The following is a 13,650-nucleotide window of genomic DNA, read 5'->3' as shown; positions in this document are numbered from 1 at the left end:
TGCCGGCCGTTACCGTAGGCCGAGCCCGGCACCGGGAGTGGTGGGGCGGGAAGCGAGCCACCAGGCGACGGTCGCGGCCACGGCGACGACGCCGCTGAACAGGAACGGTGCCTCGATGCCGGCCCGGGCGGCCAGCGCACCACCGGCCAGCGCGCCCAGCGCGGTGCAGCTGTAGGTGACCAGGCGGGAGGCGGCGATGACCCGCCCGAGCAGCCCGCCCGGCACCAGCCGTTGGCGTACCGACAGCGCGGCGACGTTGAGCACGGCGAACGCGGCGCTGGTGGTGACCACCACGACCACCGCGACGGCGCGGTGCCCGACGACGGCCAACAGGACCGGCACGCCGGCGGTGACGGCCATCGACCAGGTCAGCACGGACCGGTGGTGGAAGCGGGCGAGGACCCGGTCGGCGGCGAACGAGCCGAGCAGGCCACCGGCCGCGCCGGTGGCCAGCAGCAGACCGAAACCGAACGCGCCGAGGCCGAGAGCGTCGCGGGCGTAGAGTACGAAGATCGCGAACCAGGCGGTGTCCGCGGCCGCCACGGCGGCGGTGACGAGCACCAGGGTACGCATCATCGGCTGGCGGAGGAGCCAGCGCAGGCCGGCCAGGACGCCGTCACCGTCGGTGGCCGGCGGGGCGTCGGCGGGGTCCGGGGTGGCGCGGTGCGCCAGGGTCAGCGGCAGCGAGAGGACGAGCATCACCGCCAGCGCCAGGGCGGCCCCGTTGACGGCGAACGGGATGGCGGCACCCAGCACGAACAGCAGGGCGCCCACCGGTGGACCGACGAACTCGTTGCCGACGATCTCCCCGGCGACCAGGCGTCCGTTGGCCTTCTCCAGCTGCGCGTCGGGCACGAGTCTGGGCACGGCGGTCTGGGCGGCGGTGTCCCGGATGGTCTCGCCGACGCCGAGCAGGAACGCGGCGGCGACGACGTGGGCGATGGTGGCCCAGCCCAGGGCGACCGTGGTGGCCAGCGCGGCCAGCACGACGACGCGGCCGGTGTCGGCGGCGGCCAGCAGCGTGCGGGCCCCTCGGCGGTCGGCGAGCGCGCCGGCGAGCAGACCGGAGACGAGCCACGGCAGGAACTGGGCCGCGGCGACGGCACCGACGGCCAGCGGGTCGTCGGTGAGGGCGGCGGCCAGCAGCGGGAAAGCGGCGACCCGGATGCCGTCGCCGAGGTTGGCCAGCGCGGCCGCGCTCCAGAAGGTCCAGAACGGCCGGCCCAACCCGCTTCGATCACGCATGCGGGGATCGTACGTGCCTCGGCGGCGGCCCGAAGCCGGGCCGCCGCCGAGGCGGGCGGGTCAGACCGCGTTGTCCGCGATGACCTGGCGGTACCAGTGGGCGCTGCGCTTGAACACCCGCCGCTGGGTGGGGTAGTCGACGTAGATCAGTCCCCAACGCTGCTCGTAGCCCTCGGCCCACTCGAAGTTGTCGAGCAGGGACCAGACGTGGAAGCTCTCCAGCGGCACGCCCTCGGCGACGGCCCGGTGGGCGGCGGTCAGGTGGTCGCGGAGGAACGTGACGCGGCCGTCGTCCTCGACGGTGCCGTCGGCACCGAGTTCGTCGGCGGTGGGCAGGCCGTTCTCGGTGACGGTGAGCGGGATCGGCCCGTAGTCGCGGGTGACCCGGGTCAGGATGTCGTACATCCCGTCCGGGTAGATCTGCTGCCACTCCGCCTCCGAGGTGGGCCAGCGGCGCGTCGTGCCGCCGGACGCGGTGACGTAGATCGGGGTGTAGTACTGCACGGCGAGCAGGTCGATCGGGGTGGAGATGATGTCCAGATCGCCGTCGCGGATGCCGCGGACCATCCGGCTGTCGGGTCCGAGGTCGGCCAGCACGTCGGCCGGGTAGCTGCCGGTCAACGCGGAGTCGAGGTACAGGCGGTTCTCGTAGCCGTCGAAGAGGCGGGTGGCCTCCGCGGCGGCGGCCGAGTCGTCGGCGGGATAGCAGGGGTGCAGGTTGAAGGCGGGGCCGATGCGGCTCTTCCCCCCGGTGGCGCGCAGGGCACGGACGGCGAGGCCGTGGGCGAGCTGGAGGTGGTGCGCGACCAGGTACGCCGCGTCGGGGTCCTGCCGACCGGGGGCGTGATGGCCGAAGAGGTAGCCGTTCTGCACCACGGTCTTCGGCTCGTTGATGGTCAGCCAGACCGGTACCCGGTCGCCGAGGGCGTCGAAGACGATCGCGGCGTAGTCGGCGAAGCGTTGGGCGACGTCGCGGTTCTCCCAGCCGCCGGTGTCCTGCAGACCCTGCGGCAGATCCCAGTGGAACAGCGTGGCCATCGGGGCGATCCCGCGTTCGTGCAGGCCATCGACGAGGCGACGGTAGAAGTCGAGGCCGCGTTGGTTGGCGGCGCCGGTTCCGTCGGGCTGGATGCGCGGCCAGGAGATGGAGAACCGGTAGCTGCGCAGCCCCAGGTCGCGCATCAGATCGAGGTCTTCGGCATATCGGTGGTAGTGGTCGGCGGCCACGTCGCCGGTGTCACCGTTGCGGGTACGCCCGGGGGTGCGGCTGAACGTGTCCCAGATCGATTCGCCGCGCCCGTCCTCCTTGGCGGCGCCCTCGATCTGGTACGCGGAGGTCGCGGCACCCCAGCCGAAGTCGGGCGGGAAGGAACGCCGGGTGGCCGGGGACGACGCGGTGGCCGTGTCGTCGGCCGGGTCGCCGGTCTGGCAGCCGGCGAGACCGGTGGCGGTGGTGGCTGCGGCGGTGGCGCCGAGCACGGCGCTGACCGGGGTGGCGGCGGTGGCCGAGAGCGCCGCGCGGCGCAGCAGGTGCCGCCTGGTGAGTATCGACATGGGTTCTCCTCGTGGATGGGGACGACCGCCTACGCCCGGGAGCGCTCCCAAGAAGGGTAGAGGGTAGGCGGTCCCCGCTGGGCCGAGTCGTCACGAGGGGGTGGGGCGGACGGCTTCGGTGGCGGGATGACGTGGGTGGGGAAGGGCGCGGTGCCGGTCGGGTAGCTGGTGCGGCGGGACCGGGTTGCGCCGAGTGCCGCGGGCGGACCGGTGGTGCGCGCCCGGGCGGTCGGCGGGGCGTCGCGGATGGCGGTCGGCGGGCGGGTCGACTGCCGTGCGGGGCGCGCGGGTGGTGCGCGTCTGACCCGTCGGCCTCTTTTCCCATCGTGAACGGGGGTTTAGTGTGGGGACGGGGGAGGGCAACCCCCGTCCCCACCGTGTTGCGGTACACGCACGTTCGGATTGGCGTCCCAGTGTGCGTGTCGCGCGGGAGCCGGGCCACGCGAGTGGCTGAGGATCCACCTCCCTCCACTGTGGTGGGGTGACGGCTGACGGCGGTGTCCGGGCTGGCCCGCCGTCGGCCTGTGGTCTGTTCCCCGGAGCCGTGGGCACGACCCCGGGCGATATTCCGGGTGGAACTCTGTCGATGGAAGCGCTCCCATCGACGTTGCTGCGACTGTAACGCCCGTCACGGCTTTGTGAAAGCCCCAAAACGAGATCGAAACAAGTCGGTGTTTCCGGAAGCTCACTCGCTGGTGTTGGGAGCGCTTCCATGGCACACTGTCGATCGACCGCGCGGAGCCAAGGTACGCGTGAGCGCGGGTCGCCGAGGGCTTCCGGCTCGTCCGGTACGGCGTCCTGCCAGCAGCGGGAGCAGCTGCCGTCCCGTACGGTGCCCCGCCGCGCCGGCCCCACCCGGGCCGCAGCGACCACCATCCACTGGCACCTCGGCGGACCTGTCGTTCCCGAGGTGTCACCGCCGGGGCGCCATCGCCACCGGCCTGGTCCGAGGAGACACCGCGCAGATGAGAAACCTGGCTAGACGTCGGCGCCTGGCGTGGCTCGCCGCCGCGGCGCTGGCGATCGGTGGGGCGACGGTTCCCGCCGCCGCCGCACAGGCCGCACCGGCCTGCGACGTGGTTTATACGACGAACGACTGGAGCAACGGCTTCACCGCCAACGTCACCATCCGGAACACCGGTGACGCGATCAACGGCTGGACCCTGAAGTTCGCCTTCCCCGGCAACCAGCGGGTCACCCAGGGCTGGTCGGCCCGGTGGAGCCAGAGCGGCAACGAGGTCACCGCCGTCAACGAGTCCTGGAACGGCAACATCCCGGCCGGCGGCAGCACCAGCATCGGCTTCAACGGCTCGTACTCCGGCACCAACGCGAAGCCGACCTCGTTCTCGGTCAACGGGGTCACCTGTGGCGGTACGGCGCAGCAACCCCCGACGGTCAGCCTGTCGGTGCCCGCCGGCCCGTTCACCGCCCCGGCCACCGTGCCGCTGACCGCCACCGCGAGCGACCCGGACGGCACCGTCGCCCGGGTCGAGTTCTACCGCAACGGCCTGCTGGTCAACACCGACACCAGCGCGCCGTACGCGTACACCCTGGAGAGCCTGCCGGCCGGTGACTACACGGTGCAGGCCCGGGCGTACGACAACAGCGGCCTGTCCGCGATCGCCGAGCGGTCGTTCACCGTCGCCGCCTCCACCTCGCCGGCCCTGGTCGCCACGCCGACCGCGGTGACCGTCCCCGAGGGCGGCAGCTCGACGTTCAACCTCAAGCTGAGCCGGGCGCCCTCCGCGAACGTCGCGGTGAGCCTGGCGCGGACCGGTGACGCGGACGTCACCGTCACGCCGACCTCGGCGACGCTGACCACGTCGAACTGGAACACCGGCGTCACCGTGACCGTCCGGGCGGCGGAGGACTCCGACACCGTCGGTGGCACCGCCACCGTCACCGCCTCGGCCACCGGCCACACCCCGGCCACGGTCACCGTCACCGAGATCGACAACGACGTGCCCGGCGGGGACGACGAGTACGTGCAGCGCTTCCTCACCCAGTACAACAAGATCAAGAACGCGGGCTACTTCAGCCCGGAGGGCGTGCCGTACCACTCCATCGAGACGCTCATCGTCGAGGCGCCGGACCACGGCCACGAGACCACCTCCGAGGCGTTCAGCTTCTGGCTGTGGCTGGAGGCCTACTACGGTCGGGTGACCCAGAACTGGACGCCGTTCAACAACGCCTGGACGGTGATGGAGCGCTACATCATCCCGTCCGACGCCGACCAGCCGACCGCCGGCTCCGCCGGTGACGCCACCTACGCCGCCGAGCACGACCTGCCCAGCCAGTACCCGTCGCAGCTGGACTCGAACGTGCCGGTCGGCCAGGACCCGCTGCGCGCGGAACTGCGGTCGACCTACAACACCGGCTCCGTCTACGGCATGCACTGGCTGCTGGACGTCGACAACGTCTACGGCTACGGCCGCTGCGGCGACGGCACCACCCGCCCCGCGTACATCAACACCTTCCAGCGGGGCACCCAGGAGTCGGTGTGGGAGACCGTGCCGCAGCCGTCCTGCGACACCTTCGCCCACGGTGGCCAGTACGGCTACCTGGACCTGTTCATCAAGGAGTCGCAGGCCCCCGCCAAGCAGTGGAAGTACACCAACGCCCCGGACGCCGACGCGCGCGCCGTGCAGGCCGCGTACTGGGCGCTGACCTGGGCCAAGGAGCAGAACAAGGCAGCCGACGTCGCGGCCACCGTGGCCAAGGCCGCCAAGATGGGTGACTACCTGCGGTACGCCCTGTTCGACAAGTACTTCAAGCGGGTCGGCAACTGCGTCGGGGCCAGCGCCTGCCCGGCCGGCTCCGGCCGCACCTCCGCCCACTACCTGCTGTCCTGGTACTACGCCTGGGGCGGCGCGTACGAGACCAGCCAGAACTGGTCCTGGCGGATCGGCTCCAGCCACAGCCACTTCGGCTACCAGAACCCGTTCGCGGCCTGGGCGCTGACCAACGTCGACGAGCTCAAGCCGCGCTCGCCGACCGCGGCGGCGGACTGGACCAACAGCCTCAACCGGCAACTGGAGCTTTACACCTGGCTCCAGTCGGCCGAGGGCGGCATCGCCGGTGGCGCGACCAACAGCTGGGGCGGGCACTACGGCCAGCCGCCGGCCGGCACGGCCACCTTCTACGGCATGTTCTACGACGAGGACCCGGTCTACAACGACCCGCCGTCGAACCAGTGGTTCGGCATGCAGGCCTGGTCGATGCAGCGCATCGCCGAGCTGTACCTGGTCAGCGGCAACGCCCAGGCCAAGGCGCTGCTGGACAAGTGGGTGCCGTGGGCGATCGAGCACACCACGCTGGGTGAGGACTGGTCCATCCCGTCGGACATGGAATGGACCGGCCAGCCCACCAACTGGAACCCGACCAACCCGCAGCCGAACAACAACCTGCACGTCGAGGTGATCAACCGGGGCCAGGACGTCGGCGTCGCCGCCGCCTACGCCCGCACCCTGATCGCGTACGCGGCCAAGTCGGGCAACACCGAGGCGAAGGAAACCGCCAAGGGGCTGCTGGACGCGCTGCACTCGCACAGCGACGCCCAGGGTGTCTCGACGGTGGAGAAGCGTGGCGACTACCGGCGCTTCGACGACGTCTACGACGCCTCGACCGGGCAGGGCCTGTACATCCCGCCGGGCTGGACCGGTGAGATGCCCAACGGCGACGTCATCGCCCCGGGCAAGAGCTTCGTCGACATCCGGTCGTTCTACAAGGACGACCCGGCGTGGCCGAAGGTGCAGGCGTACCTCGACGGTGGGCCGGAGCCAGAGTTCCGTTACCACCGCTTCTGGGCCCAGGCGGACGTCGCCATGGCCTACGCCGACTACGGGAAGTTGTTCCCCAACGGCTGAACGAACTCCTCCGGGTGGGCACTGACCCACCCGGAGGCGCCGGCCGGGCCTCGGGGGTAGAGGCAGGTCCGGTTGACGGCCTGACACCCACGGTCAGGCCGGGGTGGGTCGGCCCTCTGGCCGACGCAGCGGAGCGGTCGGCCCACCCCACCACCGACGAGCCGCCGGGCACGGCGCGCACATAGCGAAAAAAAGTGACCGCCCCGGGATCACAACCCGGCCCGGGACGGAGTAACGTACATCACCGGAGAGGCCGCTCCCCCCGTGGCGGCCTCTCCCTTATTGTCCCAGCCCCGACGCGTCGGGCTCGCCGGTGTCCGGCCGGCTCGCGGCCGGGCCGGTCGGCGGCGGCACCGGGTGCCGCAGCCCCGGATGACCGGCCGGCAGCGACCGGCGCAGCACGGCCCAACTCACCGCCAACGCCGCCGCGACCAGCGGCCAGGTCAGCCCCACCCGGGCGGCGGTCAGGGCGAGCACGTGACCGCCGAGATACAGCGGCACGAAGACCGCCACCCGCAGCAGGTAGGTTCCCGTCCACACCCAACTGGCCCGCCCGTACGCCCGCAGCAGCGCCGGGTCACGTCGCCAGCGTCCGCGCTGACCCAGCGTGGTGCCGACGACGACCCCCAGCAGCGGCCACCGGACGATGATGCTCACCGCCCAGGCCAGCGCGCTGGCGGCATTGGCCAGCACCTGCACGAGGAAGAAGTCCTCGGCCCGACCGGTGCGCACCGCCACCAGCGCGGCCACACAGACCGCCAGCAGCCCGACCAGCACCGACCGGGGCCGGTCACCACGGCGCAACCGCCAGCCGGCCACCACCGCCCCGGCGACCAGGGCCGCCACCACCCCGACCAGGACCGACCGACCGGCCACCAGCCAGCCCACCGCGACCGCGACCGGCGGCACGGTGGCGTCGACGGCTCCTCGACGCCCACCGAGCAGATCGGCCAGTGACTCGCCCCGCCCGACCGTGGTGGCGTCCCGCTCCGAGGTACCGGTCACGTGCCCTCCTTCACCCGCGGCCAACCTATCGCCACGCCACGGGCGGGCCAGCGGCCGGACGCCGCGAGCGTGCCGCTAAGTTGTGCGGGTGCGCGTGACGCCCCGGGGTGGTACAGCGGTCTGGCTGGTCGTGCTGGCCCTCATCCAGACGGCGGCCTTCATCGCCGTCTGGCGGTTCGCCCTGCACACGGAGGTCGGTCAGTGGATCGACACGGTGGCTCTCACCGGTAACCGCATCGGCCAAGACCACATCGAGGAGCCGGTCGACCGGATCCTCAACGCCATGTCCGTGGTGTCGCTGCTGGCGGTCACCGTGATGATCGGATTCATCGCGCTGATCCGGGGTCGGGTCGCCCTCGCCGTCGCGGCGACCCTGCTGATCGCGGGCGCCAACGTCACCACCCAACTGCTCAAGTACGGGCTGAGCCGCCCCGACTACGGCATCGACCTGGAACGGGTGTACGTCGGCAACAGCCTGCCCAGCGGGCACACCACGGTCGCCGGGTCGGTGGCGGTGGCCCTGGTCCTCGTACTGCCGCCGAAGGTGCGGGCCGCCGGCGCCGTGATCGGTGCCGGCTACGCCGCGACCGCCGGGGTGGCGACCCTGTCGGCGGGTTGGCACCGGCCCAGCGACGCGGTCGCCGCGTTCCTGGTGGTCGGCGTCTGGGCAGCCCTGGCCGGCCTGCTGCTGCTGATCACCCAACGGGAACGGGCGGAGGTCGCGGCCGGCGACGCGCACCGGCTCACCGCCCTGCTGCTGGGCGTGGGCGGGTTGCTGGCGATCGCCGGCTGTGCGTTGGCCCTGTGGTGGCTGGTGGGGCTGCGGTCCACCCCGGCGGCGGAGCTGTCCCGCCGTCCGCTGTTCGTCGGCTACGCGGGCAGCGCCGCCGGCATCGCCGGCTCCATGGCGGTGGTGATGGCGCTGGTACTCACCGCCGTGCACCGTCTGGTCCCCCGCTACAAGGGCTGAGCCGATGGGCGCCGTACGGTCGGCCTTCCACGACGAGTGCGACCGGCTCGGCACGGTACTGCGCACCCTCGACCGGTCGGACCTGGACCGTCCGACCCGCTGCGCGCCGTGGACGGTGGCCGACCTGCTGGCCCACGTGCGCACCGGAGCCGGCCGGCTGGCCGACATGCTGGCCGCCCCGGCGCCCGGCCCCGCCCAGGTCGACGCCGCCGGCTACTTCGGCGCGGCGAAGTTCCTCCCGGCGGTGGACGCCGCCCGGATCGCCGCCGCCCGGGATCAGGCCGCCGCGGGCGACGCCGGACCATCGCCGGGCCGGACCGGCACGGTGCTCGCCACGGACTTCGACCGTGCCTGGCGGGCCACCCTCACCGCGGTCGACGCCCACCCCGCCGACCGGGTGGTACGCACCCGGCACGGCGACGCGATGACGGTCACCGAGTTCCTGCGTACCCGGGTGGTGGAGGTCGGCGTGCACGGCCTCGACCTGGCCGAGGCGCTGGACCGGCCACCGTGGCTGACCCCGACCGCAGCCCGGGTGATCGCCGACCTGCTCACCGGCGGGCAGGCCCTACCGCCGGACCTCGGCTGGGACCAGCTGACCCTGATCGGCAAAGCCACCGGCCGCAGCCCGCGCAGCCGGACCGAGCAGCAGGCCCTCGACACCGCCGGCATCCGGCTGCTCGCCTTCGGCGGCTGACCGGCGTCCGACCGCCGCGCACCCGCCCGCGCGAGCCGCCACCGGCCCGATAGCCGGAACGCGGCCGGTGGGTGGTGGGTCAGGCGGCGGTGCGCGGCGCCGGCACGTGCGGAACGGCGGCCCGCAGGTGGGCCAGGACCACCGGGTCGATCCGACCGGGCGCCAGCCGCTCCTCCAGGTTCTCCAACCCGGCCCAGGCGACCAACGCGTCCTCCGGCTCCGCCGGGTCGGCCGGATACCCGAGCGCGGTCAGCAGGCCGGCGACCTCGGCGGCCAGCGCACCGGTCAGGTCCAGCAGGGTCGCCGGATCGGGCCGGCTGAACAGCAGGGTGTGCACCGCGAGCAGCCGGTCGAGTTCGGTGATCGGATCGGGATGGTCGTCGACCCGCAGGTCGATCATGGTGTCGCCGGTGCCGCCGTACCCGCCGCCACGGCGCACCACCAGCAGCCCCGCGCTCTGCCGGCCGCGCCGGTCACCCCCGGCGGCCTCGCCGGCCCGCAGCGCCGCCAGCAGCCGCTGCGGGAACGGCAGGTCGGTACCGGTCAGCCAGGCGTCGCGCAGCCCGTCGACGACCTGCGGGCCGGTGAGGATGTTGCCCTGCGCCGCCCAGCCGTCGCCGGCCTGCCCACCGGCCCACCCCCGGCAGTGCACTCCGGTCCAGGTGGCACCCGACCCGGTGGCGGCTACCACACCGAGCTGCCGGTGATCGCGTTCCGGGTCGGCGGCGACCAGGCCGGCGACCACCCCGGCGGCGGTCACGCCGGTCCGCAGCAGCGCCAACCCCTGCGGCCGGTAGGCCAGGTTCACGTGCGCCTGGGTGGCGATCGCGCCGACCTCGGCCGCGGCCCCCGACACCAGGGCGCCGGCGGCCAGGAACCGGCTCGCCACGACGACGCCGTGCAGTCGGCCGTCGTCGGAGCGGGCCACCAGGGAGAAGGTCACGCTGGACAGGTTAGCGCTGGTGACGGTCCTGCGACCGTCACCATGACCTTGCCCGACGAGGCCGGGCCGGGCACCATCGACCGATGACGACGCGATGGGCAATGACGGTGCCGATGGGCGGGATCCCGCTCGCTGACCACGCCGCGGTGTACGCGGCCCTCGCCGACGCCGGTTTCACCGACGTGTGGTCCTCCGAGGTCAACGGGGCCGACGCGTTCACCCCGCTGACGCTGGCCGCCGCCTGGCAACCCGGGCTGCGGCTGGGCACCGCGATCACCCCGGCGTTCACCCGTGGACCCGGCCTGCTGGCGATGAGCGCCGCCGCGCTCGCCGACGTCGCCCCCGGCCGGTTCGCCCTCGGCATCGGCGCGTCGTCGCCGGTGGTGGTCTCCGACTGGAACGCCGTGGAGTTCACCGAACCGTTCCGGCGCACCCGGGACGTGCTGCGTTTCCTGCGAGCGGCGCTGCGCGGGGAGACCGTCGACGGTGCCTTCGACACCTTCGCCGTCCGCCGGTTCACCCTGGAACGGCCGCCGGCGGTGCCGCCGCCGCTGCTGCTGGCCGCGCTGCGTCCCGGCATGCTGCGGCTGGCCGCCGCCGAGGCCGACGGAGTGATCCTCAACTGGCTCGCCGCCACCGACGTGCCCCGGGCGGTGGCCGAGCTGGGGCGACGACGGGCGCAGTTCGAGGTGGTCGCGCGGATCTTCGTCTGTCCCACCGAGGACGCCGGGTACGCCCGCACCCTCGGCCGACGGATGATCACCAGCTATCTGACCGTACCCGCGTACGCGGAGTTCCACCGCTGGCTCGGCCGGCAGGAGGCACTCGCCGGCATGTGGACGGCGTGGGCGGCCGGCGACCGACGGGCCGCCCTGGCCGCGATCCCGGACGAGGTGGTCGACGCGCTGATCCTGCACGGCTCACCCGAGCGGTGCCGGGCACAGGTGAACCGGTACGTCGACGCCGGGGTGGACGTGCCGGTGCTGGCGCTGCTGCCCACCCCGGAGGCCACCGCCACCGACCCGGCGGCCCTGACCACGCTGCTCGCCCGGCTCGGCCGCGACGCCAAGGAGGCGGCGTGAACCTCACCGACCGGGTAGCGGTGATCACCGGCGGGGCCGGGGGGATCGGTGCGGCACTGGCCCGGCGGTTCGCCGCCGAAGGCGCCGCCGCCCTGGTCCTGGCCGACCTCGACGGTGCCGCCGCCGAGGCGGTCGCCGCCGCCGTGGGCCCGCTGGCCCGTGGGGTCGCGGTCGACGTCACCGACGAGGAACAGGTACGCGCCCTGGTCGCCGACACCGAACGTCGCCACGGCCGGATCGACGTGTTCTGCGCCAACGCCGGAGTGAGCACCGGTGGGGGAGTGGAGGTCGACGACGCCGGGTGGGAACGGTCCTGGCGGGTCAACGTGCTCGCCCACGTGTACGCCGCGCGGGCGGTGCTGCCGGCGATGCTCGCCCGGGGCAGTGGTTACCTGCTGCACACCTGCTCGGCGGCGGGAGTGCTGACCGCCGTCGGCGACGCCGCCTACACCACCACCAAGCACGCCGCCGTGGGCTTCGCCGAATGGCTCTCGGTGACCTACCGCGACCAGGGCATCCGGGTCAGCGCGCTGTGCCCGCAGGGAGTCGACACCCCGATGCTGGCCGACGGACTGGCCGCCGGATACCTGGGTGCCCGCATCATCGCGGCCTCCGGCGCCGTGCTCAGCCCGGACGACGTGGCCGCCGCTGCGGTCGCCGGAATGGCGGAGGAACGGTTCCTGATCCTGCCGCACCCGGAGGTGGCCGACTACACCCGCCGCCGCGCCGAGGACCCCGACGGCTGGCAGTCCGGCCTCCGCAAACTCGTCCGCCGCCTCCGAGCCACCCCCTGATCGCCGATCCCTCCGCCGCACCGCGTCGCCGATCATGCAGTTGTGGCACCCGAAAGGTGGCGAAGATCCTTTTTGTCAGGTGCCACGACTGCATGATCACGGTAGGCGGGTGAGGGTTAGCGGCAACGCCGCTCAGTTAGGGCGGTGGGTTGGTTGTCAATGCTGCCGCGTCGAGGATGTTGATCTTGAATGTGGCGTGGTAGGTGGTGCGGTCGATGGTGCCTTTGGCGCGGTGTTTGGAGATCGCGCGTTTGACCACGCGGGGGCTGATTCGGGTGCGGCGTGGGGGGAGCAGGTCGGCCAGGACGGCGCGGCCGATGGCTCCGACGAGGTCGATGACGGTGTCGGCGATGACACCGGCGGCGTGGGTGATCTGGTCTCGGGCGGCGTGGACGGCGATGGTGAAGCTGGCCCGGTCGGGGTTGGTCGTGGGCCGGCTGGCGGTGGCGTCAGCCATCGCCAGCCGGACCGCTTGGTAGGTGGTGAGCAGGGCGTGGACCTCTTGACTGATCCCGTTCGGGGTTCGGGCTCGCAGGACCCGTCCGCCCAGCAGGGTGGACTTCAACTCCAGGTATGCCGTTTCGATCTCCCAGCGGTGGTGGTAGAGGGTGACCAGGTCCATGGCCGGGAAACGGCGCTGGTCGGTGAGGGTGGTGATCAGCCGGTACCGGCCGATGTGGCGTTTGCCGTTCATGCTCACGACGATCTCGGCGTCGACGACCCGGACGCTCATCGTGCCGATGACCGACAGCCAGGAACCGTCGTGATGGCGGCGGATGACGGGTAGCCGCCGGTCGTCCTTGTCACGGATGAGTAGGTCAGCGCCGGTGCCGGCGAACTGCTCGATCATCGTGCGGGCAGCGAAGCCCCGATCGGCCAGCAGCAGCATGCCCGGGTGCAGACAGCCCAGCAGACGAGCGGCGCAGCTCAACTCGCCGGTGCTGATGGGAGTGAACACCGCATCGATGAGGGTCCGCGTGCCGCACACGACGACCGCGACCAGCCGCAGCATCGGATAGCCCGAGCCGCCGTGAGTTCCGGCCTGACGAGGATAGACCGCGAGGTTCGCCGTGCTGTCGGGCACGAACATGCTGGTGCCGTCGATTGCACACACCAGCAGACCTCGCCATCGCCCAGCCCCGGCAGGCGGACCTGCCACCAGCCGGAACAACGCTGCCAAAGGTTTGTCCCCAACCCGACGGCGAGCCTGAGACAGGGCTGAGGAAGTCGGCATCGCCACCGGCAACCCGTCCAGACCAGCAACCAGCCGAGCCCACACCTGCCGATAACCCAACTCGGTGAACAACCCCGCCGCGAGCAGCAGATACACCACCACCCGCGACGGCAGATCCCGCACCCGCGCCTGCACCGCCCGCGTCTGCGCCAGGACGGCATCGACCATCTCGAAGGGCACCTGCTGCGTCAACTCACCCAGATGACCTGGCGCGAACCGGCCGGCTGCCACCGTGGCGGTCCGAGCAATGGCACACTGTT

At 72.6% G+C, this 13,650-nt stretch carries 10 protein-coding genes; 5 read left to right on the top strand and 5 right to left on the bottom strand.

Annotation, left to right across the window (positions count from 1 at the left end; genetic code table 11):
* Positions 1 to 9 precede the first annotated feature (9 nt).
* Complete coding sequence (locus O7605_RS30310) at positions 10 to 1,245, bottom strand: MFS transporter (RefSeq protein WP_269742386.1); 1,236 nt, start codon at positions 1,243 to 1,245, stop codon at positions 10 to 12.
* Positions 1,246 to 1,305: 60 nt separating this feature from the next.
* Positions 1,306 to 2,799 (bottom strand): GH1 family beta-glucosidase, encoded by a 1,494-nt coding sequence (locus O7605_RS30305; protein WP_269742385.1) that lies wholly within the window; start codon positions 2,797 to 2,799, stop codon positions 1,306 to 1,308.
* 965 nt (positions 2,800 to 3,764) lie between these two features.
* Between O7605_RS30305 and O7605_RS30300 the strand changes: the two genes are divergently transcribed.
* Positions 3,765 to 6,665 (top strand): glycoside hydrolase family 48 protein, encoded by a 2,901-nt coding sequence (locus O7605_RS30300; protein WP_269742384.1) that lies wholly within the window; start codon positions 3,765 to 3,767, stop codon positions 6,663 to 6,665.
* Positions 6,666 to 6,944: 279 nt separating this feature from the next.
* On the opposite strand, the gene O7605_RS30295 is transcribed toward O7605_RS30300, so the two are convergent.
* Positions 6,945 to 7,670, bottom strand: coding sequence for a DUF3159 domain-containing protein (locus O7605_RS30295; RefSeq protein ID WP_269742383.1), 726 nt, complete (start codon positions 7,668 to 7,670; stop codon positions 6,945 to 6,947).
* Positions 7,671 to 7,752: 82 nt separating this feature from the next.
* On the opposite strand from O7605_RS30295, the gene O7605_RS30290 reads away from it, so the two are divergent.
* Both O7605_RS30290 and O7605_RS30285 read left to right on the top strand, forming a co-directional pair.
* Positions 7,753 to 8,640 (top strand): phosphatase PAP2 family protein, encoded by an 888-nt coding sequence (locus tag O7605_RS30290; protein ID WP_269742382.1) that lies wholly within the window; start codon positions 7,753 to 7,755, stop codon positions 8,638 to 8,640.
* A 4-nt stretch (positions 8,641 to 8,644) separates the two neighbouring features.
* Complete coding sequence (locus tag O7605_RS30285) at positions 8,645 to 9,337, top strand: maleylpyruvate isomerase N-terminal domain-containing protein (protein ID WP_269742381.1); 693 nt, start codon at positions 8,645 to 8,647, stop codon at positions 9,335 to 9,337.
* A gap of 79 nt (positions 9,338 to 9,416) precedes the next feature.
* Here O7605_RS30285 and O7605_RS30280 read toward each other — a convergent pair whose 3' ends face one another.
* Positions 9,417 to 10,280, bottom strand: coding sequence for a DUF1028 domain-containing protein (locus tag O7605_RS30280; RefSeq protein WP_269742380.1), 864 nt, complete (start codon positions 10,278 to 10,280; stop codon positions 9,417 to 9,419).
* Between the two features lie 101 nt (positions 10,281 to 10,381).
* Between O7605_RS30280 and O7605_RS30275 the strand changes: the two genes are divergently transcribed.
* Both O7605_RS30275 and O7605_RS30270 read left to right on the top strand, forming a co-directional pair.
* Positions 10,382 to 11,362, top strand: coding sequence for an LLM class F420-dependent oxidoreductase (locus tag O7605_RS30275; protein ID WP_269742782.1), 981 nt, complete (start codon positions 10,382 to 10,384; stop codon positions 11,360 to 11,362).
* Entirely contained in the window at positions 11,359 to 12,156 is a 798-nt protein-coding gene (locus tag O7605_RS30270; RefSeq protein WP_269742379.1) for an SDR family oxidoreductase, read from the top strand. Before O7605_RS30275 ends, O7605_RS30270 begins: the two co-directional genes overlap by 4 nt.
* A 136-nt stretch (positions 12,157 to 12,292) precedes the next feature.
* On the opposite strand, the gene O7605_RS30265 is transcribed toward O7605_RS30270, so the two are convergent.
* Positions 12,293 to 13,621, bottom strand: coding sequence for an IS4 family transposase (locus tag O7605_RS30265; RefSeq protein WP_269738909.1), 1,329 nt, complete (start codon positions 13,619 to 13,621; stop codon positions 12,293 to 12,295).
* Between the last annotated feature and the right edge of the window lie 29 nt (positions 13,622 to 13,650).

Source organism: Verrucosispora sp. WMMA2121 (assembly GCF_027460185.1).
Classification (GTDB): Bacteria; Actinomycetota; Actinomycetes; order Mycobacteriales; family Micromonosporaceae; genus Micromonospora; species Micromonospora palythoicola.
Note: the sequence above shows the minus strand (reverse complement) of the source record. Positions and strands in the feature narration are given on the sequence as shown.